We start from the raw sequence: 25,487 nt of genomic DNA, 5'->3' as shown, positions 1-25,487 counted from the left end.
GTGGCTCCTAGCCGACGAAGCCGCGGTTCTGCAAAGCGGCCCCGAAAAGAGCTAACCTACTGTCCCATATACGGTTTCAAGCCCTGCGTGATTTGCGCGAAAGACTTGACACCGGCACTTTTTTGTTGCCGGCGAAACGCATGCGTCCCTCTCCTGCCGAAAAAGCGCCCAGCCACGGATGGGCCGGGCGGAATGCCGCCGGGCTTCCGGCGACAGGAGGTGACGGATGTCCTGCCGCGCCCGCGCAATCATCGATTGCGCGGCAGCGGCCAGCCCGGGTGCTGCGGCGCCGGGCGCGACGTGTCGTCGCACCCGGCATTCACGCACACCGGGCGATACGCGGCTTAGCTGCCGCGATACAGCGACTTCATTTCTTCAGCGGTGGCCGGGCGCACGCCCATTGCACGCGAACCCGATGCCGATGCGCCCTGCGCCTGTGCACCGTAACCGCTGGCATCGGCGCCTTGCGCTTGCGCCAGCGCAGCGCGCTGCTGCTCTGCAACACGCGCCGTTGCAGCCTGGATCGCTTCCGGGTAATGCGGGTCTTCGCCGCGAGCGGTGTTGTAACCTGCCTGCTGCAGTTGGACCAGTTCAGCGCGAACCTGTGCGCGGGTGATCGTCGAACCCGACTGGGCGAACGACACGACCGGGACAACGAGAGCGGCAGCAACAACAACAGCTTGAACGAGCGACTTCATGATGACCTACCTCCAGATTTGTCTGTGTTCGCGGTGAACACCTTGTTCATCGCTGACAACCCGAAGTTTATGTAGGCGGATGCTTAAGAATAAGGCAGGTTTCAGGAAGACATCCTTCCTGATTTACGGGTTAACCCTAAACCCCCGCCAGGCCAGCGATGCGCACACGCAGACATCGCCCGACATCGAATCGCATGAAGATTCGCCGGAAAGCAAAAAGCCCCGCGAAGCGGCAACGCTTCGCGGGGCTCGGACAGAATCGAAATCGCACGGGATCCTGCAGTTGCCGGTCAGCCGGTCAGTCCGGTGCGCAGGCGCAACGCGCGCCATCGAACCGGTACAGCATGACCGCCGTGCGGGCGCACCCGTCCGCCGTGTTACCGGCTATCCATCGGACACTTCAGGTTGCAGCCGCTCGGATCGCCCAAGTCGCCCTTGCGACGCAAGGCCGACTTCTTGCCGCTCTGGTATTTCTGCGACGGCGCCGACGCCGCGAACGGCATCTGCGGATGTTCGTTCAGGCGAAACTGTTCGCTCAGGATACCGCCGGGCACACCAGGAGAATTCTGCGCGAGCGCAAACGGCGAAACAGTGACCAGCAGCCCCGCGGTCAACGCTGCCGCGGCGAGGGGAACGGAAAATTTCATGGCGGGATGACGCTTGAACGGCGTGCTTGTTGGAACGTTGATCAAGCGGCAAGCGTAGCGCAAATCCCCCACTGCTGCATCGCGGTTCGATCGCGCCCGCGTTACCGGGAATTGCCGTCCGGCAAGCCCGCGCCCTCGCCGCCGGCCAGCCCCGTCACGATGCTCGTCAGCGATCCGCATGCGGCCGGATCGTAGCCGTCGAGATGCGCGACGCGCTCGATGAAACGCACGTCGCGCAGCAGCGCCAGTACGCCGGCAAGCGGCCGCGCGTCGAGCTGCGCGCGTTCGCACGCGAAGTAATAGTCCTCGTCGACGACCGGGATGAAATCGAGACCGAAATGATGGGCGGCAGGCTCGACGCCGAAGCCGAGATCGGCCATCCCGCTCGCGACAAATGCCGCGATCGCCGAATGCGTGAGTTCGGCCGACGCATAGCCGTCGATGCGCTCGGGATCGATGCCGATCGCCCGCAGCGCGAGATCCAGCAGCATGCGCGTGCCCGACCCCGGCTGGCGGTTGACGAAGCGGATGTCATTGCGCGCGAGATCCGCGAGCCCGCGAACCTGCTTCGGGTTACCGCGCGGAACGAACAGCCCCTGCTGGCGCCGTGTCAGGTGGATCAGCACATGGCGCGTATCGTCGAGCCACGGCCGGTAGATCTGTGCGCACTGCGCGCGAAACGCGCCACGCGGCAGATGGAAGCCGGCCAGGTCGCACTCGCCGCGGGCAAGCGCCTGCACGGCCTCGACGCTCTCGCGGTACTTGATGTCGACAGCCGCCTGCGCATCGACGAGCGCCGATACGAGTGTCGCGACCGCGTAGCCGTGCGACGCGTGGATGCGCACGGCGCCATCACGCTGCGCGAGCCGACGATTCAGGTCGCTCGCCACTTCGGCCGCCAGCGTGCGCAGGTTCCCGTCGAGCCGGCTGCGCGCGAGGCGCTGCGCATCGACGACCGCCTGCCCGAGCGCCGACAGCGTCGAGCCCTTGCCGCGCGCGGTTTCGATCAGTTCCCCGCCGATGCACGCCTCCAGCGCGCGCAGCATGCCCCACGCGTGCCGGTAGGACAGCCCTTTCGCTTGCGCGGCCTGCGCAATGCTGCCCGTGTCGGCCACGAGTTCCAGCAGCGGCGCGAGATCCGACAGGCTGGCGGTGCGGCCTTCCGTGTCGCGTACGGTCAGATACGCGTCGCATTCGATTCGAATCAATTATGCACTCCGATTTCCTATTGCGACCGTAAAAGCTTCCGCTTATCGTTGGTCAAAATCAATCAGAACGAAGCCGCAATGCGCACTATATGAAGTCCATGCGCATATGAGACTTTGGAGGAGCATAACCGATGTCCCCGAACTCCCACGCGCCCGACGCGCTCGTCGAGCGCCACGCGCGCGCCGGCCAGTCGCTGGTCGCGATCCTGCACGCGATCCAGGACGACGCGGGCTACGTGCCGCCGGGCTGCGTCGCCCCGCTCGCGAAGGCGCTTAACCTGTCGCGCGCGGAAGTGCACGGCGTCCTGACTTACTACCACCACTTCCGCACCGCGCCGCCCGCGCGCGTGACGATCCAGATGTGCCGCGCCGAAGCGTGCCGCAGCATGGGCTGCGAATCGCTCGCCGCGCATGCGGAAGCGCGCACGGGGTGCCGGTTCGACGCGGCGCACGACGCCGCCGCGGATGCGCATGCGCCCGGCGAAGTCGCCCTCGAATCGGTGTACTGCCTCGGGCTGTGCGCGCAATCGCCGTCGCTGACGGTCAACGGCGTGCTGCATGCGAAGGTCACGCCGGAGAAATTCGACGCGCTGCTGGCCGACGCAGTCGCCCATGCTCCGGAGGCCGCATGACGACGACCCGCATCTACGTCCCGCGCGATTCGTCCGCGCTGGCGCTCGGCGCCGACTCGCTCGCGGCCGCGATCGTCGCGGAAGCCGAGCGGCGCGGTGTTGCGATCGAACTGATCCGCAACGGCTCGCGCGGGCTGCTGTGGCTCGAACCGCTTGTCGAGGTCGGCACGGCCGCCGGCCGCGTCGGCTACGCAAACCTGTCGGCCGCCGACGTGACGGCGCTGTTCGATGCCGGCTGGCTCGACGGCGGCGCGCATCCGAGCGGCGTCGGCCTCGTCGACGCATTGCCCTATCTCGCGCGCCAGCAACGCCTCACGTTCGCGCGCATCGGCCTGACCGATCCGCTGTCGATCGACGACTACCTGCAATACGAAGGCCTCGCCGGCCTGAAGAACGCGCTCGCGCTCGACGGCGATGCCGCGTGCGAAACGCTGATCGAATCAGGGCTGCGCGGCCGAGGTGGTGCAGCGTTCCCGGCCGGCATCAAGTGGCGCACGGTCCGGCAGGCGAGCGCCCGGCAGAAATACATCGTCTGCAACGCGGATGAAGGCGACTCGGGCACCTTCTCCGATCGCCTGATCATGGAATGCGATCCGTACTGCCTGATCGAAGGGATGATCATCGCGGGGATCGCGACGGGCGCAACGGTCGGCTACATCTACGTGCGCAGCGAATACCCGCACGCGATCGCCACGCTCGAAGCGGCGATCGTCCGCGCACGCGAAGCCGGCTGGCTCGGCGCGCACGTGCTCGGCTCCGCGCATGCGTTCGAGCTGCACGTCGCAAAAGGCGCGGGCTCATACGTGTGCGGCGAGGAAACGGCGCTGCTCGAATCGCTCGAAGGCAAGCGCGGCGTCGTGCGTGCGAAACCGCCGCTGCCCGCGCTCGCCGGCCTGTACGGCCAGCCGACCGTCATCAACAACGTGATCACGCTCGCGACAGCGCCCGTGATCTTCGCGCGCGGCGCGGCGTTCTATCGCGATTACGGGATGGGCCGCTCGCGCGGCACGCTGCCGTTCCAGCTCGCAGGCAACATCCGTCACGGCGGTCTCGTCGAACTCGCGTTCGGCGTCACGCTGCGCGAGCTGCTGTTCGACTTCGGCGGCGGCACGGCCAGCGGCCGGCCCGCTCGCGCCGCGCAGGTCGGCGGCCCGCTCGGCACTTACCTGCCCGACCATCAGTGGGACGTACCGCTCGACTACGAGGCTTACACGGCGATCGGCGCGGTCGTCGGTCATGGCGGCATCGTGCTGCACGACGACACGTCGAACCTCGCCGAGCTCGCCGAATACGCGATGAAGTTCTGCGCGATCGAGTCGTGCGGCAAGTGCACGCCGTGTCGGATCGGGTCGACGCGCGGCGTCGAGACGATCGCGCGCATCCGCCACGGCGACACGTCGGAACGACAGGTCACGCTGCTGCGCGACTTGTGCGACACGATGCTGGCCGGTTCGCTGTGCGCGATGGGCGGCATGACGCCGTATCCGGTGCTGTCCGCGCTCGACCATTTCCCCGAAGATTTCGGGCTCGCCGCCGGCAAGGATGCCGCGGCGGGTCCGGTCAAGGCTGCGGCCTGACCCAGAAGGAGCCCTGCATGTCCCTCGACACGAACAACGTCCGCCAAGGCGGCTGCGGCTCGGGCCAATGCGCGTGCAAGAGCGCCGCGCAGGCGCGTGCCAGCGACCCGTTCGACGATACCGACTACGGCACGCCGCAACGGCATGCCGATACCGACGTCACGCTCGAAATCGACGGCCAGCCGGTCACGGTGCCGGCCGGCACGTCGGTGATGCGCGCGGCGATCGAAGCCGGCGTCAACGTCCCGAAGCTCTGTGCGACCGATTCGCTCGAACCGTTCGGCTCGTGCCGGCTGTGCCTCGTCGAGATCGAAGGCCGGCGCGGTTATCCGGCGTCGTGCACGACGCCTGCCGAAGCGGGCATGAAGGTGCGCACGCAATCGGACCGGCTGCAGTCGCTGCGTCGCAACGTGATGGAGCTGTACATCTCCGACCATCCGCTCGATTGCCTCACCTGCCCCGCCAACGGCGACTGCGAGCTGCAGGACATGGCAGGCGTCGTCGGGCTGCGCGAGGTGCGTTACGGCTTCGACGGCGCGAATCATCTGCGCGACAAAAAGGACGAGTCGAATCCGTACTTTACGTACGACCCGTCGAAATGCATCGTCTGCAACCGCTGCGTGCGCGCCTGCGAGGAAACGCAGGGCACGTTCGCGCTGACGATCGCCGCACGCGGCTTCGAATCGCGCGTCGCCGCGGGCGAAAGCGAATCGTTCATGGCATCGGAGTGCGTGTCGTGCGGCGCGTGCGTCGCCGCGTGCCCGACCGCCACGCTGCAGGAAAAATCCGTCGTGCAACTCGGGCAGGCCGAACACTCGGTCGTCACGACCTGCGCGTACTGCGGCGTCGGCTGCTCGTTCAAGGCCGAGATGAAGGGCTCGCAGGTCGTGCGCATGACGCCGCACAAGAACGGCCTCGCGAACGAGGGCCACGCGTGCGTGAAGGGACGCTTCGCGTGGGGCTATGCCACGCACAAAGACCGCATCACGAAGCCGATGATCCGCGAGAAGATCACCGACCCGTGGCGCGAAGTCAGCTGGGATGAAGCGCTCACCTACGCGGCAACGCAATTCCGCAAGCTGCAGCAGAAGTACGGCCGCGACTCGATCGGCGGCATCACGTCGTCGCGCTGCACGAACGAGGAAACCTACCTCGTGCAGAAGCTGGTGCGCGCCGCGTTCGGCAACAACAACGTCGACACCTGCGCACGCGTGTGCCATTCGCCGACGGGCTATGGCCTCAAGACGACGCTCGGCGAATCGGCCGGCACGCAGACGTTCGCGTCGGTCGGCCAGGCCGACGTGATCGTCGTGATGGGCGCGAACCCGACCGACGGCCACCCGGTGTTCGGCTCGCGGCTGAAGCGGCGCGTGCGTGAAGGCGCGAAGCTGATCGTGATCGACCCGCGCCGCATCGACGTCGTCGACGGCCCGCACGTGAAGGCCACCCACCACCTGCAGTTGCGCCCCGGCACCAACGTCGCGATCGTCAACGCGCTCGCGCACGTGATCGTCACCGAAGGGCTCGTCGCCGACGCGTTCGTCGCCGAGCGCTGCGAGCCGCGCGCATTCGAGCAGTGGCGCGACTTCGTGTCGCGTGCCGACAACTCGCCCGAAGCGACCGCCGACGTGACCGGCGTGCCGGCCGAGCGGGTACGCGAAGCCGCGCGCCTCTATGCGACGGGCGGCAATGCCGCGATCTATTACGGGCTGGGCGTGACCGAACACGCGCAGGGCTCGACCACGGTGATGGGCATCGCGAACCTCGCGATGGCGACCGGCAACATCGGCCGCGAAGGCGTCGGCGTCAATCCGCTGCGCGGCCAGAACAACGTGCAGGGCTCGTGCGACATGGGCTCGTTCCCGCACGAGCTGCCCGGCTACCGGCACATCGGCGACGAGATCGTGCGCACGCAGTTCGAGGCAGCGTGGTCGGCAAAGCTGCAACCGGAACCGGGGCTGCGCATCCCGAACATGTTCGACGCGGCGCTCGACGGCAGCTTCAAGGGGCTTTACTGCCAGGGCGAGGACATCGTCCAGTCGGACCCGAATACGCAACACGTCGCGGCCGCACTGTCGGCGATGGAATGCATCGTCGTGCAGGACATCTTCCTGAACGAGACCGCGAAGTACGCGCATGTGCTGCTGCCCGGCTCGTCGTTCCTCGAGAAGGACGGCACGTTCACGAACGCGGAACGCCGCATCTCGCGCGTGCGCAAGGTGATGCCGCCGCTCGCGGGCTACGCGGACTGGGAAGTCACGCTGATGCTGTCGCGCGCGCTCGGCTACGAGATGGACTATGCGCATCCGTCGGACATCATGGACGAAATCGCGCGGCTCACGCCGACCTTCTCGGGCGTGTCGTACGCGAAGCTCGACGCGCTCGGCAGCATCCAGTGGCCGTGCAACGAGCATGCGCCGGAAGGCACGCCGACGATGCACATCGACGCATTCGTTCGCGGCAAGGGCAAGTTCGTGATCACGCAGTTCATTGCGTCGCCGGAGAAGGTCACGCAGCGCTATCCGCTGATTCTGACGACGGGCCGCATCCTGTCGCAGTACAACGTCGGCGCGCAGACCCGCCGCACCGAGAACGTGCAGTGGCACGAGGAGGACCGCCTCGAGATCCATCCGCACGACGCGCAGGATCGCGGCATCCGCAGCGGCGACTGGGTCGGTATCGAATCGCGTGCGGGGCAGACGGTACTGCGCGCGCTCGTGACCGAACGCATGCAGCCGGGTGTCGTGTACACGACGTTCCACTTCCCCGAATCGGGCGCGAACGTGATCACGACGGACAGCTCGGACTGGGCGACAAACTGCCCCGAGTACAAGGTGACGGCCGTACAGGTGCTGCCTGTCGCGCAACCGTCCGACTGGCAGCAGGCGTACGCGCGCTTCAACGCGGAACAGCTCGACCTGCTCGAGCGCCGCGCGGCCGCGACCGCAACCGTGACGACAGGCAAGTGAGGACACGATGGACCACCGACACCTGATCGACATGGCGAACCAGATCGGCGCATTCTTCGAATCGATGCCCGATCGCGACGAAGCGCTGACCGGCATCGCCGACCACATCCGGCGCTTCTGGGAACCGCGGATGCGCCGCGCGTTTCTGGCGGCGCTCGACGACCCGTCGGGCGAGGCCGCGCAACGCGCGGCGCCGATCGTGCGCGATGCGATTGCCGTGCATCGCGCGTCGCTCGTGCCTGCCGCGGCGAGCGCCTGACCGCACCGCTACGCGGATCGCGACATGCCCGCGAACCAGCTTTCGCAGTGGCGCAGCAGCGCGTTCGCGTCGGTCGCCGTACGCCCGCGCGCGGCGACATAACCATCGGGCCGCAGCAGGTAAAACGACGGCCGAGAGCGGCCGTATTCCTGCACAAGCGCGCCATCACCGCCTTCGGCATCGGTGACGCGCCAGAATCGCACCGCATCCGGCATGATCCGTTCGAGCCCCTGCACGAGCGCCTGCGCATCGGCCGGTATCGGCGACACCGTGCCGGCGTCGGCGTTCGCCGGCTCTTCCAGCAGCAACAACGTGAAGCTCGCCGGATCGTGCAGGTCGTATAGCCGCGCCGTTCCGGGCGCCTGGCCGAGCGGCCCGTCGAGCACGCGCACGCGTGCGTCGGGTGCCCGCTCGCCTGCGCGCGGCCCGCCGTCGAGCACGCGCTCGAGCGTGAGCGGACTCTTCCGGTATTGCACGCCGAGCTCGCTGACCGTGCGCCGCACCGCGTCGCGCATCGGCCCGAACGAAGCCAGCACCGGCACGACGTGATCGCGCAGCAGCTTCATCGCGCCGCGCTCGGCTTCGACGATCTGCGTGACGAAACCGGTCTGCCGCAACACGTCGCGCTCGATCGGATGACGTTCCGCGTGATACGTGTCGAGCAGCCGCTCGGGCGTGCCCGCGCCGAGCACGCGCGCGAGCTTCCAGCCGAGATTGAAGGCTTCCTGGATGCCGGTGTTCATGCCCTGCGCGCCAGCCGGGCTGTGGACGTGCGCGGCGTCGCCCGCGAAAAACACGCGGCCGTGACGCAGCCGGTCGATCATCCGGCTGTGCAGGTGAAAATAGGACGACCACGCGAGATCGCTCGGCGAAATCGACGCACCGGCACGGGCACGCACGATCGCGTCGCATTCCGCGAGCGACGGGGTCGGCGCATCGGGCGACGCGTCGCTGCCGGGTGGCCGGTCGGCCACGAGCCGGTAACGGCCGCCGCCCATCGGAAACAGGCCGGCGATGCCTTCGGGGGTCGTGAACAGGTGGATCTCCTCGTCCGGCCAGTCGGGTATCGCCGCGAAATCGGCCAGCAGGAAAGTCTGTTCGAACGCATGCCCGGTGAAGCCCAGGCCGAGCAGATGCCTGACCGTGCTGTGCGCGCCATCGGCCGCGATCAGGTATGACGGGGCGAACGATTCGTCGCGGCCGTCGGCGCGGCGGATCGACACGTCGAGCGACGCGCCGCCCGCGTCGCACGCGGTCAGCGTCGCGCCGCGCTCGACCGTCACGCCGAGCCGGGCCAGGTGCTCGGCAAGCAGGCGCTCGGTGACGGCCTGGTCGAGAAACAGCAGGTATGGATAACGCGTTTGCAGCGGATCGAAATCGAGCCGCGCGATCACGCGGCCGTCGGCATGGAGCGCGGCCGCATGCGCACGATGGCCGAGCGCTAGAAACGGTTCGACCGCGCGATGCTGCTCCAGCAGTTCGAGCGTGCGCGCCTGGATGCCGATCGCGCGCGAATGCGGCGCAGGCGCGGCGAGCCGATCGATGATGCGCACCGGCACGCGGGCTCGCGCGAGGCTCATCGCCGCGGCAAGGCCGGTCGGCCCTGCGCCGACGATCAGCACGGGCCGGATATCGGGCAGTGTGTCAGCCATGAGAACCTCGATGACACGCGATCCTGCAAGTCTACGCCGCTCCCGGTGACGGGGCCATATGCCGATCGGCAAACGAGCGGCACCGCCGCGCGGTGTGGGAAAATACGCGCTTTCCGTCAGTTTTCGCGTCATGGATTCCGCATTCGAACGGGCGTATGCCGCACACCGCGCGGGCCGCCTCGCCGAGGCCGAGCACGGCTATCGCAACGCGCTCGCCTCCAACCCCGCCGACGCCGACGCGCTGCATCTGTTCGGCGTGCTGCGGCACCAGCAGGGCCAGCACGCCGAGGCAGCCGATCTCGTCGGCCGCGCCGTCGCGCTGCGTCCGGACGATGCCGCGCTGCAGCTCAATCTCGGCAACGCGCTGAAGGCGCTCGGCCGGCTCGACGAAGCGGTCGACCGCTTTCGCAATGCGCTGACGCTCGCGCCCGAATTTCCGCTTGCGCACTACAACCTCGGCAACGCGTATGCGGCACTGCAGCGCCACGACGATGCGATCGATGCGTTCGGCCGCGCGCTCCGGCTCACGCCCGACGATGCGTCGATCCACAACAATCTCGGCAACGCGCTGAACGCGCTCGGCCGCCACGACGACGCGCTCGCCGCGTTCCATCGCGCGCTCGAGCTGCGGCCCGGGCATGCGGGGGCGCACAACAACCTCGCGATGGCGCTGAACGCGATGGGCCGCGCCGACGACGCGATCGCGCACTTCCAGGCCGCGATCGCCGCGCAGCCGCGCTTCGTCGCCGCACACTTCAATCTCGGCAACACGTTCGATGCGGTCGGCCGGCATGCCGAGGCGGCCGCCGCGTTCGAAGCCGCGCTCGCGCTGCATCCGCCGTTTCCGCTCGCGCTGTTCGGCCTCGCGAACGCACTGAGCGCGCAGGCCCGCCACCGCGACGCGCTGCCCTACTACGAGCGTGCGGTCGGTCTCGATCCATCGTTCAGCCTCGCCTGGCTGAACCTCGGCAACGCACATCACGCGCTCGGTGCGCACGAGATGGCGCTGCGCGCATTCGACCAGGCGCTGCGCGTCGCGCCCGATCTCACGCTGGCCCGGCTGCACCGCGCGGTCACGCTGCTCACGCTCGGCGACTTCACGCGCGGGCTGCCTGCCTATGAAGCGCGCCATGACACGCCGGGCGCGACGCCGCTCGGCACGCTGCCGCGCTGGCAGGGCGAGCCGATTGCGTCGCGCACGCTGCTGATCCGCGCGGAACAGGGCTTCGGCGACACGCTGCAGTTCATCCGCTTCGTGCCGCTCGCGCGCGCACGCTGCGCGCGCGTCGTGCTCGAAATCCAGCCAGAACTCGTTACGCTGCTGGCGCCGGCCGCGTCGCGCTGGCGCGTGACGCTCGTCGCACAGGGCAGCGCGAAAGCACCTGCCGCGGATATCGCATGCACGCTGATGAGCCTGCCGTTCCTGCTCGGGCTTCAGACGGAGGACATCGTCGCGGGCTCGCGCTACCTCGATGCCCCCGACGGCGCCGGCCGGCGCTTTCGCGGCTCGCTCGGCGGGCAGTCGAAACGCAAGTTCGGCCTCGCATGGTCGGGGCGCCGGCAGGCGCAGGAAAACCGCTCGATGCCGTTCGACGCGCTTGCTCCGCTGCTCGCGCTGCCGGACATCGACTGGATCGTGCTGCAGCCCGCACTCGACGACGACGAACGCGCGCGCGTCGACGCGCATCCGCGCGTGCATCGGCTCGACGGCCGGCTGAACGACTTTGCCGACACGGCTGCGCTGGTTGAGCGGCTCGACGGTGTCGTCACGATCGATACGGCAGTCGCGCACCTCGCCGGCGCGCTCGGCAAGCCGCTGTGGGTCATGCTGCCGTTCGCGCCGGACTGGCGCTGGTTCACCGGCGACGACTGCCCGTGGTATCCGCAGGCCCGACTCGCCCGCCAGCCCGCGCCTGGACAATGGCTCGATGTGGCGGCCGCAGTTGCCGGCATGCTGCGCGAAGCCTGAACGCAGACGAAAAAAGGGAGCGCGGCGCGCTCCCTTTTTCAATGCGATGCGTGCGGCCGGCGCCGCGCGATAGACGGGCGACGCTCAGGCCGCCTTGTACTGGTTGCGCGCCTCCGGCGTGCGATACAGCACGAGCGTCGCGATCAGCCCGCAAATCGCGGCGACGCTCAACCACAGCCCCGGCGCCGCCTTGTTCCCGGTCTGATGAATCAGCAGCGTCGAGATCGCGGGCGTGAAGCCGCCGATCGTCGTCGCCAGGCTGTATGCAAGCGAGAAACCGGCCGTGCGCACGTCGGCCGGCATCACTTCGGTCAGCGCGACGACCATCGCCCCGTTATACGACGCGTACAGGAACGACAGCCACAGCTCGACCGCGAGCAGCCGCAGGAACGACGGATCGCCGACGAGCCACAGCACGGCCGGGTAAGCCGTCAGCAGCGTCAGCACGGTGAACGTGATCAGCACCGGGCGGCGACCGATGCGGTCGGACAACGCGCCGGACAGCGGCAGCCACACGAGATTGGAAATCCCCACGCAGACGGTCACGACAAGCGCGTCGAGCGACGACAGGTGCAGCACTTCCTTGCCGAAGGTCGGCGTATAGGCGGTGATCATGTAGAACGACACCGTCGTCATGATCACCATCCCCATGCCTGCAACCACGACGCCCCAGTTGTCGAGCATCGAACGCATGATCTCGCCCATCGTCGGACGATGACGCTTCGCGAGGAACTCGTCGGTCTCCTTCAGCGAACGACGGATCAGGAACAGGAACGGCACGATCAGGCAGCCGATCAGGAACGGAATGCGCCAGCCCCACGCGGTCATCTCCTCGGCCGGCAGCAGGCGGTTCAGCAGCACGCCGACGAACGCGGCGAACACGACGGCCACCTGCTGGCTGCCCGACTGCCACGACGTATAGAACCCCTTGTGGCCCTTCGTCGCGATCTCCGACAGATAGACCGACACGCCGCCGAGTTCGACGCCCGCCGAAAAGCCCTGCAGCAGCCGGCCGAGCAGCACGAGCGCCGGCGCGAGCACGCCGATCGTCGCATAGCCGGGTATCGCGGCCACCGTGAGCGTGCCGAGCGCCATCAGCCCGAGCGTCAGGATCAGCCCCTTGCGGCGGCCATGGTGGTCGATGTACGCACCGAGCACGATCGCGCCGACCGGCCGCATCAGGAAACCCGCGCCGAACACCGACAGCGACAGCATCAGCGACGCGAATGAATTACCGCTCGGAAAGTAGGTTTTGGCGATGGCCGACGCGTAATAGCCGTAGACCATGAAGTCGTACATTTCCAGGAAGTTGCCGCTGACGACCCGGAACACGGTGCGGAATTTCGATTCCTGCGCGATGGCGTGTGACGCAGTGGACATGGGTTTCTCGCTCAGCTCGGATGGCGCGAATCCGCGCCGCATGGATCCGCCGACGCACGCGGCGCCGGGCCGCCGCACGCGGGCATCGCTGCCCGCCGGCGGCGCGCCGCGCAGCGACGCGCGCACCGGCATGGTTCGCGCATCATGCCACGCCAACCCGACATTTGCCTTGTGTCGCCCCTGCGGTTGCCGTCGCGGCATTCTCCTCGTACGAGTCAGCCCGAAACGGAAGCAAAAATCAGATTGATCTGATCGACCGGCCTTCGCCGGCTGACCACAATGTCTAGATTTGCAATGACAGTTCCGCGCCGCACCGGCACGGTTGCCCGTGTCGCGTGGCGCACCGCCCTATGACCCCATCGCACCTCGTCCCCGTTGCAGGCGCGCTCGCCCGCCCACGCGTCGCGCCGCTCGATCACGTGCCGTCGTTCGGCCGCGACTGGATCTTTCGCGACGCACCCGGTGCGCAGCCCGGCAAGCACTGCGTCGCGACACTGGCGACGTCCTGCATCGACGTCAGCCGGCCGCACCGCGCGTGCCACTGGCAGCCGCTGCCCGTAGCCGCGTCGGCCCCGACTCATATCGGGCCGTCGGTTGCACTGTCTGCCGCTGCGGGACGGTGTTCCCGCCATACCGCCGGCGGCTTTCGCGACCGGCGTGCGCGGTACGCGATCTGCTGGAGCATCGGCGCGCTCGGCATCATCGGCTGGCTGATTGCCGCACATGAACCGCCTGTGGAGTTCGGGCCTGCCTACGCGATTCAAACGGCGGGCGGCGTCCCGGATCACGCCACGTCGTCGTCCGGCACCGTGCAAATCGCCACGGTTCAGCCGCGTCCGTCGACGGGCACGCCACCGCAGCGCAAGATGGCCGCGCCAGTCGCGACAACGGCCGAATCGCCGCCGGCCTCGCACCCCGTCACGCGTCGTCCGGCATCGCTTCGTCCGAAGGCAACGTCCGGCGTACCGCACACGACCACTGCATCGCTGCCCCGTTCGAACGGCAAGCGCGAGACGGCGGCACCGGCCCGGCCCGCGACCATGCCGCGACTGGCTGCGCGTCCACCGATCCGAAGCAACACGGTCGACACCCGGGCACGCGATCGGCTCGCGACCGCGCCGCGCGCAATCGCCAATTCACCTGACACGCTCGACGATCCGCTCACGCTGATCGCGATGGCAAGCGCGCTACGCAGCCAGCCCGCGCAACGCACGCGCCCTCTCGTCAATTTCGACTGGACGACGCAACTGTCCCACCGCCGCTTGACCGATACACCGGACGCGTTCGCACGCTGACAGCCGCACCATAAAAAAACCCGGCGAAGCTCGCTTCGCCGGGTTTTGCTCGTCTCTCTGCGACCTTCTGACGAATCGTTACTTGTGCGCGGGCAGCCCCGTCTCGGTCTGCTTCTCGAGCTGTCGCACCTGCTCCTGCAGATCGCGCAGCTGCAGCTGCGCAGCCCGCTTCTCGACCTGCAGCGCCTGTGCCTGCTCCTGCGCCGACCGCTGCCGCTGCGCAACTTCGGCCTGCTGGCTGCGCGCAACGCTCAGGTCGGCCTGCAACTGCTGCGCACGATTCGCCTGCAGCGCGATCACGCGCTCGAGAAACGCCTTCTGTGCCTCCAGCTCGGTTCGACGGATCTCGATGTCGGCAAGTTGTACGGTCTGCTGAACGAAGTTCGCGTACACCATCTCCGCACGGCTCTTCTCCTGCGACCGGATCACACGCCACAGTTGCTTGTCCTGAAACAGCGCGACGTAGTACGTCATCTCGCGCGGGTCGAACATCAGGCTCGCGCCGTAGCTACCGTTGTACGTCGTGCGCATCTCGACGATCCGGCCATCGTGCAGCATCTGCGTCAGCTCGGCGACATTGCCTTGTGCGGACGCATCCATCGCAGCCACGCTGGTTGCCGCCGGGTCGCCGCGCAGGCTCGTGACCGCCGGACGCGTGCCGGCGGCAGGCGCAGTCGCGTCGGCGGACCAGGCCAGGCCCGCTTGCGCGCAGGCAGCCAGCGCAACGATCCACGTTGCGCATCGTGCAGGGGAAAAATTTCGGAAAGCCAACGTCAGACTCCGGCGAACGAATCGGAACTCGCGATTATCGTTCAAAACGAAACGGCCGCATCTCGAATTTATCGGGATGCGGCCGGTCCTCTTGCGACGCGGAGAATGTCGCTTGCTACAGGCGGGTTTCACGCGCCGCGCGCAGGAACGCATCGAGCAGCGGCGTGCAGTCGAGCAGCTCCGAGCCGCCGGCACGATGGAACTCGGGGTGCCACTGTACGCCGACGACGAACGGCGAACGCCGATGGCGAATGCCTTCAATGATCCCGTCGCCGGCCGACACGGCCTCGATGTTCAGATCGCGGCCGAGATCGCGAATCGCCTGATGGTGGATCGAGTTGACGATCGCTTCGCTGCGCCCGGGGAACATGCTCGCGAGCGTCGACGAATCCGGGAAGCGGATCGCGTGACGATGCTGGTCGTAATGCTCGCTCACGTGCGCATTCGCGGTCGGCACATCGGTGGCGATGTCCTGGTACAGCGAGCCGCCGAACGCGACGTTGATCAGTTGGCAGCCGCGGCACACGCCGAGGACGGGTTTGCCGGATTCGACGAACTCGTGCAGCAGCTCGAGTTCGTACATGTCGCGCACGCGATCGCCCGGCCATTCAGGGCGTGCGTCGGATGCGGCGTAGGTTTGCGGGGATACGTCCGCGCCACCCTGCAGCAGCAGGCCGTCGAGATGCTTCGCGTAATCGCGCAGGCGGATGTTGCTCGGGTGAATCATGCCCTGGTGGCCGACGGTCGGAATCATGAACACGAGCACGTCGCGCGACATCACCCAGTGGGCGATCGATTCCTCGAGATACTGCAGCGTCTTGCCGCGCAGCCCCTTCGCACCCGGTTCCGGATGGAAGATCCGCGCCGACACGCCGATGCGCAGCGTGCGCTGCGTGATGCGCTGGCCGGCACGGTCGAACAGCCGGCGCGCACGCGCGGCCACGATCCGGCCGAACACCGACCACGGCGTGTCGCTCTGCTTCAGATAGGCCGGCGGCGCATTCTGCGCGCTCGCGGGCGGCGGGCGCGGCGTGTCGAAGTCGGGTTGTGCACCGAACCCCGGCGGTGGCGTGCCATGCTTCGGCGGCGCGGCAGCGGCAGCGCCATCGATGGCGGCACCCTTGGCACCGGGCGCGCCCGGCTCGGACGCAGCCGTCACCGGCGACGCGCCGTCCGCAGCGACGTGCTGCGCAGCGGCCTGGGCTGCCGGCGCATCGGGCGCTTTCGCCGGATCGGTACGGGGAGAATCGGAAGAAACGGAGGAGGTGCCGGGCAGACCGGCCGGGGAAGGCGTGTGTTCGTTCATGACGATGGTCTGGTACGTCGCTCACGCGTATGGATAAACGAGGATTCATTATGCTTCAGCGCACGATCGAGCGGCAAACCTGCAACATCCTGTCGATATTGTTGCAAGTTGGCGGCAAACCGCGCCGGGGCGCGTCCGCGTTCACGTGCGCGAGCGCGTGACGCCAATGCCGTGTGGTCGGTACTGGACACCAGTGATATATCACAATAATATCCAGACATCGCTCACGCTTCCCGGTCTCCCGCGCCATGATCGCGCCCCGCCCGGCCACCGCGCCGCCTCCCGCATGAATGCCCTGACCGACGTCACCCGCGACCGGCCCGCCGCACCGGCGGCCAGCCTCGCCGACCGCGCGTACGCGCTGATCCAGCGCGACATCATCACGATGCGTCTGAAGCCCGGCGCCGCCCTCAACGAAGCCGACCTCGTCGCGCGCACCGGGATCGGCCGCACGCCGGTGCATCAGGCCGTCCATCGGCTCGTGCTCGAAGGGCTGCTGTCCGTGATGCCGCGCAAGGGATTGATGGTGCAGCCGCTGTCGCTCGACGACATCGTCGCGGTGATCGACGTGCGGCGCATCAATGAGGCGCACTGCGCGGAACTCGCCGCGCGCCATGCCACGCCCGACGATCTCGCCCGCCTGGCAGCGCTGCTCGACGACGGACAGGCCTGCGTCGACACACATGACGTCGAGGGCATGATGGAACTCGATCGCGCGTTCCACCAGGCGATCGCCGCGGCTGCGCGCAATGCGGTCCTCGCCGAGATCCTGCGCGCGCTGCACGAGCGCTCGCTGCGCTTCTGGTTCGTCACGCTGTCCGAACCGCACCATCTCGCCGACGTCCAGCACGAGCATCGCGAACTGTTCGATCGGCTGTCCGCGCGCGACGCCGCCGGCGCGCGTAAAGCCGTCGAAAGCCATATCGATTCGTTCCGCTCCACGCTTCTTCAACATCTCCGTCCCTGAGCCGCCATGACCACTTTCACGCCCTTCCCCCCGCTCGCCCAGCTCGCCGCCGACCTCGCCGCCGGCCGGACCACGAGCCGCGCGCTCGTCGACACCGCGCTCGACCGGATCACCGATCCGTCGGGCCAGGGTGCGGTCGTCTTCACCGAAGTCGATGCCGACAACGCGCGCGCGGCGGCCGACGCGCACGACCGGCTGCGCGCCGCGGGCACCGTGCTGTCGCCGCTCGCGGGCATTCCCGTGTCGGTCAAGGACCTGTTCGACGTTGCCGGCCAGGTGACGCGCGCCGGTTCGCGCGTGCTCGACGGCGCACCGGCCGCACACACCGATGCGGTCGCCGTCGCGCGGCTCAAGCGGGCGGGCGCGGTGCTGGTCGGCCGCACCAACATGAGCGAGTTCGCGTTCTCGGGGCTCGGGCTGAATCCGCACTTCGGCCATCCGCGCTCGCCGTACCACCGCGACGTGCCGGGCGACGCGCGGATTTCCGGCGGCTCGTCGTCCGGCGCGGCCGCATCGGTCGCCGACGGGATGGCCGCGGTCGCGCTCGGCACCGATACGGGCGGCTCGATCCGCATTCCGGCCGCGCTGTGCGGGCTGACGGGCTTCAAGCCGACCGCGAGCCGGATCCCGACGCAAGGCGGCGTGCCGCTGTCGACGACGCTCGACTCGTTCGGCCCGATCGGCCTGACGGTCGCCTGCTGCGCGCTCGTCGACCGGATGCTCGCGGGCCTCGAACCGCACGTGCCGGCCGCCCGGCCGCTCGAAGGCGTGCGGCTCGGCGTGCTGACGAACTACGTGACCGATGGCGTCGATGCCGACGTCGCAGCCGCGCTCGACGCCGCGCTCAAGCATCTCGAAGCCGCCGGCGCGATCGTCACGGAAGTGCGCTTTCCGGCACTCGACCGGTTACCGGACATCAACCGCTTCGGCTTCTCGCCGATCGAGGCCTATGCGTGGCATCGCCCGCTGCTCGACAAGCACCGCGACCAATACGACCCGCGCGTGCTCACGCGGATCCTGAAGGGCGAACCCGCGAGCGCGGCCGACTATCTCGACCTGCTCGCCGCGCGCACGGCGATGCTCGACGAAGCCGCGCATACGGTCTGGTCGCGCTTCGATGCGCTCGTCGCGCCGACGGTGCCGGTCGTGCCGCCGCGCATCGCCGAACTCGAAGCGGACGACGCCGCGTTCACGCGCACCAACGCGCTGATCCTGCGCAACCCGAGCGCGTTCAACTTCCTCGACGCGTGCGCGCTGTCGCTGCCCTGCCATCCGCGCGATGCCGCGCCGGTCGGGCTGATGCTCGCGGCCGCACCGCATCGCGACGACGCGCTGCTCGCGATCGGCCAGGCGGTCGAGGCCGTGCTGAACACGATCCGCTGACCGCAGCCAATCGACCGCCGGCGGACAGCGCGCGCGGTGCGGCAGGTTGCCGCACGCGCGCTGTCAGTTTCGTGCCAGACCGTTCGCGCTAAAATCGCGCGATTGTTTTCCGGACCGACCCACGAGGAACCCCGCCGACATGAACGACTACACGCTCGCCATCCGCCGCGAACGCCGCCTGCTGATGCTGCTCGGATGGGTGTGCATCGCCCTGCTGGCCGGTGCGCTTTACCTGCAGTACGTGAAGAACGAAGATCCGTGCCCGCTGTGCATCATCCAGCGCTACTTCTTCTGCGCGATCGGGATCTTCGCGTTCCTGGCCGCCGGGATCCGCAACTGGCGCGGCGTCTGGGTGCTCGAGCTGCTGATCGCGATCGCCGCGGCCGGCGGTGTCGGCACGGCCGCCCGGCATCTGTCGATCCAGATGAATCCGGGCTTCAGTTGCGGCTTCGACACGCTGCAGCCGATCGTCGACAGCCTGCCGCCCGCGCAGTGGTTCCCCGGCATGTTCAAGGTCGCCGGGCTGTGCGAGACCGTCTATCCGCCGATCTTCGGCATCCTGCTGCCCGGCTGGTCGCTGATCGGCTTCGCCGCGATCCTGATCGCCGTCGTCGCGAGCCTCTGGCGTCATCGCCGCAAGCTCGTGGCGTGACCAGCCGGTTTCGCACCGGCCTGCGCGCGGCCCGCTCGCCCGGGCCGCACACCGCCGACCGGTGACCGCCCGGCCCGGGAGCACCCGCCGGCCCAACCCGGCGGGCCGCACCCGAGCAGCCGCGCCCGGACGGCTCCACCCAGGTGGCCCTGCCTAGCCGGCCCCGCGTAAACACCTACTCCGCCGCCGCCCGGCGATCCGGGCGAACGCGCATCGCGCGACTTCCGCGCCCAGCCCCGCCACGCGTGCGTTTCGGCCCGGCGTGCATGCGTCGGCGCCCCGATCCCGCGCGGCGGGCCTATGATCGACATGATCGCCTCCTGATAGCCCGAATCACCGCCCCGCGATGTTCCCGTCGCCTTGCGGTGCTATCGTCGGGACTGGATGGCGATCTACGTGCGCGAGGCCAGGCGGTCTCACCACCCCTGCGTAACGCGCGCCCGATCCGCAATGTCGACTGGATTCATCATGACAACGCACACCATCCGCATCCGTCACCCTCATGGCGTCCGCCCATCCGGCGGTGCCGTCCGCGCGCGCCGTCCGCGCGCTGCCGCCGCACCGCATCGGCCGTGCGGCCGGCCCGCCCCGCTCCCGTCCGTCATCGTTGCCGCCACGCCCGCCAGCCCGCGCCGCGTGTCGTGCCGCGTCGTCCCGAACGGAGCGTGCTGATGGAAGCCTGGCTCGGCGATCTGCAGCAACTGCTCGCGCATGGCGAAGCGGCCGTGCTCGTGACGGTCGCGCACACCGACGGCTCCGCGCCGCGCGAAGCCGGCACCAAGATGCTCGTCACGCGCGACACGGCTCGCCATACGATCGGCGGCGGTCATCTGGAATGGAAGGCGATCGAGATCGCACGGCACCTGCTGAAGGATGGCGCGCACGTGCCGCACGCGCGCCGGCTCGAGCGGCTCGCGCTCGGCCCGAGCCTCGGCCAGTGCTGCGGCGGCGCCGTGGTGCTCGCGTTCGAGCGGCTCGACGTCGGCGATCTCGGCTGGATCATGTCGCTCGCGAAGCGTGTCGCGGCCGGCGCCGCGACCGTCCGTAGCGTATCATTCGGCCCCTCGCCGGGCGCGCCGCTGTTGAGCGAGCCCGAATCGGAAGCCGCGCGTGCCGACTGCCTGCTGTGGGAAACCGGCGGCGTGTCGCTGATGACCGAAACGATCGCGCCGTATGCATTCCCCGTCGTGCTGTTCGGCGCCGGGCACATCGGCACCGCGCTCGTGAAGATACTGGCGACGCTGCCGTGCCACGTGCGCTGGATCGACGGGCCCGATGCGGTGTTCCCGCCGGCCGACGTGCTCGCCGGCATCGGCAACCTCGCGATCGAAGCGGCCGCCGCCCCGGCCGACGCGGTCGACGCAGCGCCGCCGCAGTCCTACTTCGTCGTGATGACGCACGACCACGCACTCGATTTCGTGCTGGCCGAGCGCATCCTGCGGCGCGGCGACTATGCGTACTTCGGGATGACCGGTTCGCACGCAAAACGCGTGCAGTTCGATCATCGCCTCGCAGCCATCGGCATCGACCCGGCCCAGGTCGAGCGGATGCGCTGCCCGATCGGTGTCGAAGGCATCATCGACAAGGCGCCCGAAGTAATCGCGATCTCGGTGGCTGCGCAATTGCTGCAGGCCGTCGAGGCAAACGCGAACGCGTCCGCGCAGGCTTCCCCTACCTACTGACCGACCAAGAACGACGCCATGACCCCGACATTCAAGGACAAGATTGCCCGCGCGCCGAAAGCGGAGCTGCACATCCATATCGAAGGCTCGCTCGAGCCCGAACTGATTTTTGCGCTCGCGCAGCGCAACGGCGTGAAGCTCGCGTACGACTCGATCGACGCGCTGCGCGCCGCGTACGCGTTCACCGACCTGCAGTCGTTCCTCGACATCTATTACGCCGGCGCGAGCGTGCTGCTGACCGAGCAGGATTTCTACGACATGACGACCGCGTACTGCGAACGCGCGCTCGCCGACAACGTCGTCCATACCGAACTGTTCTTCGATCCGCAGACGCACACCGAGCGTGGCGTGCCGATCGAGACGGTGGTCGCGGGCATCGAACGCGCACTCGCCGATGCCGAACAACGCGGGCTGTCGAGCAAGCTGATTCTGTGCTTCCTGCGCCACCTGTCCGAAGAGGACGCGCTCGCGACGTTCGAATCCGCGCTGCCGCTGTTCGAGCGCTATCGCCATCGCCTGATCGGCGTGGGCCTCGACTCGTCCGAGCTCGGCCATCCGCCGACCAAGTTCGCGCGCGTGTTCGAGAAGGCGCGCGCGCTCGGGCTGAAGCTCGTCGCGCACGCAGGCGAGGAAGGCCCGCCCGCGTACATCTACGAAGCGCTCGACGTGCTGAAGGTCGACCGGATCGACCACGGCGTGCGCAGCATCGAGGACGCGGCACTCGTCGAGCGCCTCGCGAAAACGCGCACGGCGCTCACCGTCTGCCCGCTGTCGAATCTCAAGCTGTGCGTGTTCGACGACATGGCGAAGCACACGCTGAAGGCGCTGCTCGATCGCGGCGTCGCGGTGACGATCAACTCCGACGATCCGGCCTATTTCGGCGGCTACGTCAACGAAAACTACTTCGCGACGGCCGAAGGGCTGCAGCTCACGGATGCCGAAGTCCATGCGGTGATCCGCAACGGCTTCGAGGCGTCGTTCATCGAACCGGCGCAGCGCGACGCGCTGTTCGCGCGCCTCGACGCGTACTGGCACGCCGCGTGACGGCCGGCATCGAGGAACGCTAGACAGATGAAACACGGCAACGGCATCCGCTTCGCGACCACCGGTTCGGCCTCGTGCCGAAGCGGTCGCGCGCGTGCCTGCGCGGCGACGGCACCGTTCGTCGTCGCGCGCACATGCCGGCCGTCGCGGTTTGCCGTTTCGTTCGCCGCCGCACCGGTCGCGAGCGCAATGGCTGCGAGGCCCGCCGGCAACCACTCGCTGGCGGCTTCGGCCGCCACGTTCGCCCGCGCCATCGCATCCGGTCGTGCGGCACGCAGCGTGCCGCACCCGCTCGCCAGGCGCCATCCCGCCCTCGTGCGGCGTCGCTCGTTTTCTTCTGTTCGCCTTACCTTGATGCAGGACCATTCGTCATGACGCAAACCGCTTTTCGTTCCCAACTGCTGACCTTCAACGGCGACCCGGCGCAATCGAGCCAGGCCGCGAACTACGAGACCGACGGCCTCCTGATCGTCGACGACGGCAAGGTCGTCGCGGCCGGCCCGTACGCGCAGCTCGCCGCGACGCTCGCGCGCGACGCGATCGTCCATGACCTGCGCGACAAGCTGATCGTGCCCGGCTTCATCGACACGCACATCCACTATCCGCAGACGGACATGATCGCGTCGCCGGCACCGGGTCTGCTGCCGTGGCTGGACAAGTACACGTTCCCGACCGAGCGCCAGTTCGGCGATCCCGAGCATGCGCGCGAAGTCGCCGACTTCTTCGTCGACGAACTGCTCGCGTGCGGCACGACGAGCGCGCTCGTCTACTGCACGGTGCACAAGCAGTCGGCCGATGCGCTGTTCGCCGCGAGCGACGCGCGCGACCTGCGAATGATCGCGGGCAAGGTGCTGATGGATCGCAACTGCCCCGAATTCCTGCGCGATACCGCGCAATCGGGTTATGACGACAGCGCCGAGCTGATCGGCCGCTGGCATGGCAAGGGCCGCCAGATGTACGCGCTCACGCCGCGCTTCGCGCCGACGTCGACCGAGGCACAGCTCGAGGCGTGCAGCGAACTCGCGCGCCGTCATCCGGACGTGTTCGTGCAGAGCCACGTCGCGGAAAACGTCGACGAGGTGAAATGGGTGGCCGAGCTGTTCCCCGGCCATCGCAGCTATCTCGACATCTACGACCGCTACGGGCTGCTGCGTCCGCGCGCGGTGTACGGCCACTGCATCCACCTCGACGACGAGGACCGCCGCCGGATGGCCGAGACGCGCACCGTCGTCGCGCACTGCCCGACGTCGAACTTCTTCCTCGGCAGCGGGCTGTTCGATTTCGACAAGGCCGGCGAATACGACGTGCCCGTCACGCTCGCGACCGACGTCGGCGGCGGCACGTCGTTCTCGATGCTGCAGACGATGAACGAAGCGCACAAGGTCGCGCGGCTGTCGGGCCACCACCTGACCGCGACGCGGATGTTCTGGCTCGCGACGGCCGGCGCCGCGCAGGCACTCGACCTCGCCGATACGGTCGGCACGCTCGCGCCGCGTACCGAAGCCGACTTCGTCGTGCTCGATCCGCAGGCCACGCCGCTGCTCGCGCGCCGCACGAAACGCGCGGATTCGCTCGAGGAGCTGCTGTTCGCGTTCGCGCTGCTCGGTGACGACCGCGCGGTGTACCGCACCTATGCGGCCGGCAAACTCGTCCACGAGCGCGGCGCGGCACGCCGCCCTGCCGCGTAACGACCTGCCCGAGGGCTCGTCCCGGCACGCGCGGGCATTCGCCGCCGCGCGTGCCGGGACGCCGAGGATTGCCGTATCCCAATCCCGCCCCGACTCCGGGTGCCATGCCGCCCGCCCGCTTTCCCGCGCACAACGCGCCGTGCTAGAATTCGCCGCTCATTGGGGAGTAGCCGCTCCGCTCGATGTCCCGCGCCCCCGGCGCGCATCGTGACGGAGGCGTCCGTCAACAGACTTGGCCGTATGGCCATGGCGGGCGCAGCCACGTTGGCCTGGCGAGACCGATGGTTCACAGTGCGCCGCATCAGGGCCCGGCGCGCCGTGGATCGTCGCTCGCACGCACAACACCGGCCCGTGGAACCCCATCCGTGTCCCAAGCCTTCCTGATCTCCACCGGCGCCGTCGCCCTCGCTGAAATCGGCGACAAGACCCAACTGCTTTCCCTCGTACTGGCCGCGCGCTATCGCAAGCCGATGCCGATCATTCTTGGCGTGCTCGTCGCGACGCTCGTGAACCACGGTTTCGCCGGCGCGCTCGGCGAATGGCTCGGCGCGCTCGTCACGCCGTCGATCATGCGCTGGGCGCTCGCGTTCTCGTTCATCGCGATGGGGTTGTGGATCCTCGTGCCGGACAAGCTCGATGCCGACGAAGCCAATGCCAACCGCTCGCGGCTCGGCGTGTTCGGTGCGACCCTCGTCGCGTTCTTCCTCGCGGAAATGGGCGACAAGACGCAGATCGCGACCGTCGCACTGGCCGCGCGCTTCCAGGACTACATCGGTGTCGTGGCCGGCACGACGTTCGGGATGATGCTCGCGAACGTGCCGGCGATCCTGCTCGGCGACCGCTTCGCGCACCGTCTGCCGACGAAGCTCGTGCACGGGATTGCGGCCGTGCTGTTCGTCGTGCTCGGCGCGCTTGCGCTGCTGGGCATCGGGGTCTGACGGGAAGGAAGATGGCGGGCGCGGCCGGACGGCCGCGCCGGGACTGACGCCGCGTTACTTCGCGGCGGCTGCACCTGAAGCAGGCGCCGCCGGCACCGCTCGCTCGTTGGCGGCCGGCGCCGCCGGGCCGCCGCGCTTGTCGACCGGCAGCCGCACCGTGCGGACCGCGCCGTTCGCCAGCGGGAAATCGGCGAGCGCGCTGCGCGCGAGGAACGGCATGGCATACAGCAGCGCGCCGTTGTCGCCGGTCGTGCGCGCGGTCACGTTGTAGACCTCCTTGCCCGTTGCGCGCTCGGTGATACGGATGCCGAGCGTGTAGTCGAACACCTGATAGGTCTGCGCGACATAGCCGGCCGGCATCGGCCCCCAGGGGCCCCACGGTCCCCAGGGCCCGCCCCGCCAGTACGGCCCCGGGCCGGCGAACCACGGGTCGTAGTAGACCGGCTGCGGCACCGTCACGAGATCGCTGCCGACCCCGTACGTCAGTCCGACGAGATAGCGGGCCTGCGCGGCCGGCGCCTGCCGGAACGCATACGTGGACAGCTCGTTCGCCACGATCGGTTCGTAGGTCGACTGCTCGATGCTGTGCTTCTGCGCATCGGTGCGCGTGAACGCATAGGTGCGTGTCGCGTCGCTGCCGCTCCAGTCGGAGAAGGCCGTGACCTGGGTCGTCACGTAGCTGGTGCAGCCGGTCAGCAGCGCCACGCACAGCACCGCCGCCCAGCCCGCACCGCGTTGAATCCATTTGCGTTTCATGTTGATCCTCTTCG

22 protein-coding genes and 1 riboswitch are annotated in these 25,487 nt (G+C 68.5%); of the genes, 14 read left to right on the top strand and 8 right to left on the bottom strand.

The genetic code is table 11. From position 1 onward, the window contains the following. Positions 1 to 344 precede the first annotated feature (344 nt). From QZM67_RS29780 to QZM67_RS29770, 3 genes are all read right to left on the bottom strand, one after another. Complete coding sequence (locus tag QZM67_RS29780) at positions 345 to 698, bottom strand: DUF4148 domain-containing protein (protein WP_301808830.1); 354 nt, start codon at positions 696 to 698, stop codon at positions 345 to 347. A gap of 377 nt (positions 699 to 1,075) precedes the next feature. Then, entirely contained in the window at positions 1,076 to 1,345 is a 270-nt protein-coding gene (locus tag QZM67_RS29775; protein ID WP_043181843.1) for a hypothetical protein, read from the bottom strand. Positions 1,346 to 1,446: 101 nt separating this feature from the next. Then, positions 1,447 to 2,553, bottom strand: coding sequence for a substrate-binding domain-containing protein (locus QZM67_RS29770; protein ID WP_301808828.1), 1,107 nt, complete (start codon positions 2,551 to 2,553; stop codon positions 1,447 to 1,449). A gap of 131 nt (positions 2,554 to 2,684) precedes the next feature. Here QZM67_RS29770 and QZM67_RS29765 point away from each other — a divergent pair, with 131 nt between their 5' ends. From QZM67_RS29765 to QZM67_RS29750, 4 genes are read left to right on the top strand one after another with little or no spacing between them, the layout of a single operon-like run. Beyond that, a complete protein-coding gene (locus QZM67_RS29765; RefSeq protein ID WP_043181841.1) occupies positions 2,685 to 3,185 on the top strand; it encodes an NAD(P)H-dependent oxidoreductase subunit E in 501 nt (166 codons plus the stop codon). Then, positions 3,182 to 4,762: an NADH-quinone oxidoreductase subunit NuoF gene (locus QZM67_RS29760; RefSeq protein ID WP_301808827.1), complete on the top strand. Its 1,581-nt coding sequence runs from the start codon at positions 3,182 to 3,184 to the stop codon at positions 4,760 to 4,762. Before QZM67_RS29765 ends, QZM67_RS29760 begins: the two co-directional genes overlap by 4 nt. Before the next feature lie 17 nt (positions 4,763 to 4,779). After that, entirely contained in the window at positions 4,780 to 7,731 is a 2,952-nt protein-coding gene (fdhF, locus tag QZM67_RS29755) for a formate dehydrogenase subunit alpha (protein WP_301808825.1), read from the top strand. A 7-nt stretch (positions 7,732 to 7,738) separates the two neighbouring features. Continuing rightward, a complete protein-coding gene (locus tag QZM67_RS29750; protein ID WP_043181836.1) occupies positions 7,739 to 7,990 on the top strand; it encodes a formate dehydrogenase subunit delta in 252 nt (83 codons plus the stop codon). A gap of 8 nt (positions 7,991 to 7,998) precedes the next feature. On the opposite strand, the gene QZM67_RS29745 is transcribed toward QZM67_RS29750, so the two are convergent. Further along, positions 7,999 to 9,642 (bottom strand): FAD-dependent monooxygenase, encoded by a 1,644-nt coding sequence (locus QZM67_RS29745; RefSeq protein ID WP_301808822.1) that lies wholly within the window; start codon positions 9,640 to 9,642, stop codon positions 7,999 to 8,001. A gap of 58 nt (positions 9,643 to 9,700) precedes the next feature. Between QZM67_RS29745 and QZM67_RS29740 the strand changes: the two genes are divergently transcribed. Further along, positions 9,701 to 11,611, top strand: a complete 1,911-nt coding sequence (locus QZM67_RS29740) for a tetratricopeptide repeat protein (protein WP_301808819.1) — start codon at positions 9,701 to 9,703, stop codon at positions 11,609 to 11,611. 84 nt (positions 11,612 to 11,695) lie between these two features. Here QZM67_RS29740 and QZM67_RS29735 read toward each other — a convergent pair whose 3' ends face one another. After that, positions 11,696 to 12,991 (bottom strand): MFS transporter, encoded by a 1,296-nt coding sequence (locus QZM67_RS29735; RefSeq protein ID WP_301808818.1) that lies wholly within the window; start codon positions 12,989 to 12,991, stop codon positions 11,696 to 11,698. Positions 12,992 to 13,341: 350 nt separating this feature from the next. Between QZM67_RS29735 and QZM67_RS29730 the strand changes: the two genes are divergently transcribed. Further along, positions 13,342 to 14,286 carry a hypothetical protein gene (locus tag QZM67_RS29730; RefSeq protein ID WP_301808816.1) on the top strand — a complete coding sequence of 315 codons (945 nt, stop codon included), beginning with the start codon at positions 13,342 to 13,344 and terminating at the stop codon, positions 14,284 to 14,286. Between the two features lie 78 nt (positions 14,287 to 14,364). Here QZM67_RS29730 and QZM67_RS29725 read toward each other — a convergent pair whose 3' ends face one another. Beyond that, a complete protein-coding gene (locus QZM67_RS29725; protein WP_301808814.1) occupies positions 14,365 to 15,057 on the bottom strand; it encodes a DUF2968 domain-containing protein in 693 nt (230 codons plus the stop codon). Positions 15,058 to 15,172: 115 nt separating this feature from the next. Next, complete coding sequence (locus QZM67_RS29720) at positions 15,173 to 16,363, bottom strand: gamma-glutamyl-gamma-aminobutyrate hydrolase family protein (RefSeq protein WP_301808812.1); 1,191 nt, start codon at positions 16,361 to 16,363, stop codon at positions 15,173 to 15,175. A gap of 286 nt (positions 16,364 to 16,649) precedes the next feature. On the opposite strand from QZM67_RS29720, the gene QZM67_RS29715 reads away from it, so the two are divergent. From QZM67_RS29715 to QZM67_RS29680, 8 genes are all read left to right on the top strand, one after another. Next, positions 16,650 to 17,330 (top strand): GntR family transcriptional regulator, encoded by a 681-nt coding sequence (locus QZM67_RS29715; protein WP_301808836.1) that lies wholly within the window; start codon positions 16,650 to 16,652, stop codon positions 17,328 to 17,330. Between the two features lie 6 nt (positions 17,331 to 17,336). After that, entirely contained in the window at positions 17,337 to 18,713 is a 1,377-nt protein-coding gene (locus tag QZM67_RS29710; protein WP_301808811.1) for an amidase, read from the top strand. A gap of 139 nt (positions 18,714 to 18,852) precedes the next feature. Further along, a complete protein-coding gene (locus QZM67_RS29705; RefSeq protein ID WP_043181818.1) occupies positions 18,853 to 19,365 on the top strand; it encodes a disulfide bond formation protein B in 513 nt (170 codons plus the stop codon). A gap of 671 nt (positions 19,366 to 20,036) precedes the next feature. Further along, entirely contained in the window at positions 20,037 to 21,047 is a 1,011-nt protein-coding gene (gene xdhC / locus QZM67_RS29700; RefSeq protein ID WP_089450119.1) for a xanthine dehydrogenase accessory protein XdhC, read from the top strand. Positions 21,048 to 21,065: 18 nt separating this feature from the next. Continuing rightward, complete coding sequence (locus QZM67_RS29695; RefSeq protein WP_301808809.1) at positions 21,066 to 22,091, top strand: adenosine deaminase; 1,026 nt, start codon at positions 21,066 to 21,068, stop codon at positions 22,089 to 22,091. A 27-nt stretch (positions 22,092 to 22,118) separates the two neighbouring features. Next, complete coding sequence (locus QZM67_RS29690; RefSeq protein ID WP_175026326.1) at positions 22,119 to 22,466, top strand: hypothetical protein; 348 nt, start codon at positions 22,119 to 22,121, stop codon at positions 22,464 to 22,466. Next, positions 22,463 to 23,779 (top strand): guanine deaminase, encoded by a 1,317-nt coding sequence (guaD, locus tag QZM67_RS29685; protein ID WP_175026327.1) that lies wholly within the window; start codon positions 22,463 to 22,465, stop codon positions 23,777 to 23,779. Before QZM67_RS29690 ends, guaD begins: the two co-directional genes overlap by 4 nt. Positions 23,780 to 23,928: 149 nt before the next feature. After that, positions 23,929 to 24,066: riboswitch (yybP-ykoY riboswitch) on the top strand. Positions 24,067 to 24,144: 78 nt separating this feature from the next. Next, positions 24,145 to 24,717 carry a TMEM165/GDT1 family protein gene (locus QZM67_RS29680; RefSeq protein WP_043181806.1) on the top strand — a complete coding sequence of 191 codons (573 nt, stop codon included), beginning with the start codon at positions 24,145 to 24,147 and terminating at the stop codon, positions 24,715 to 24,717. Between the two features lie 54 nt (positions 24,718 to 24,771). Here QZM67_RS29680 and QZM67_RS29675 read toward each other — a convergent pair whose 3' ends face one another. Further along, on the bottom strand, positions 24,772 to 25,473 hold the full coding sequence (locus QZM67_RS29675) for a DUF4136 domain-containing protein (protein ID WP_301808806.1): 702 nt from the start codon (positions 25,471 to 25,473) through the stop codon (positions 24,772 to 24,774). Positions 25,474 to 25,487 lie beyond the last annotated feature (14 nt).

The organism is Burkholderia sp. AU45251 (genome assembly GCF_030482905.1).
Classification (GTDB): Bacteria; Pseudomonadota; Gammaproteobacteria; order Burkholderiales; family Burkholderiaceae; genus Burkholderia; species Burkholderia aenigmatica.
This window is presented reverse-complemented; position numbering and strand designations above follow the sequence as displayed.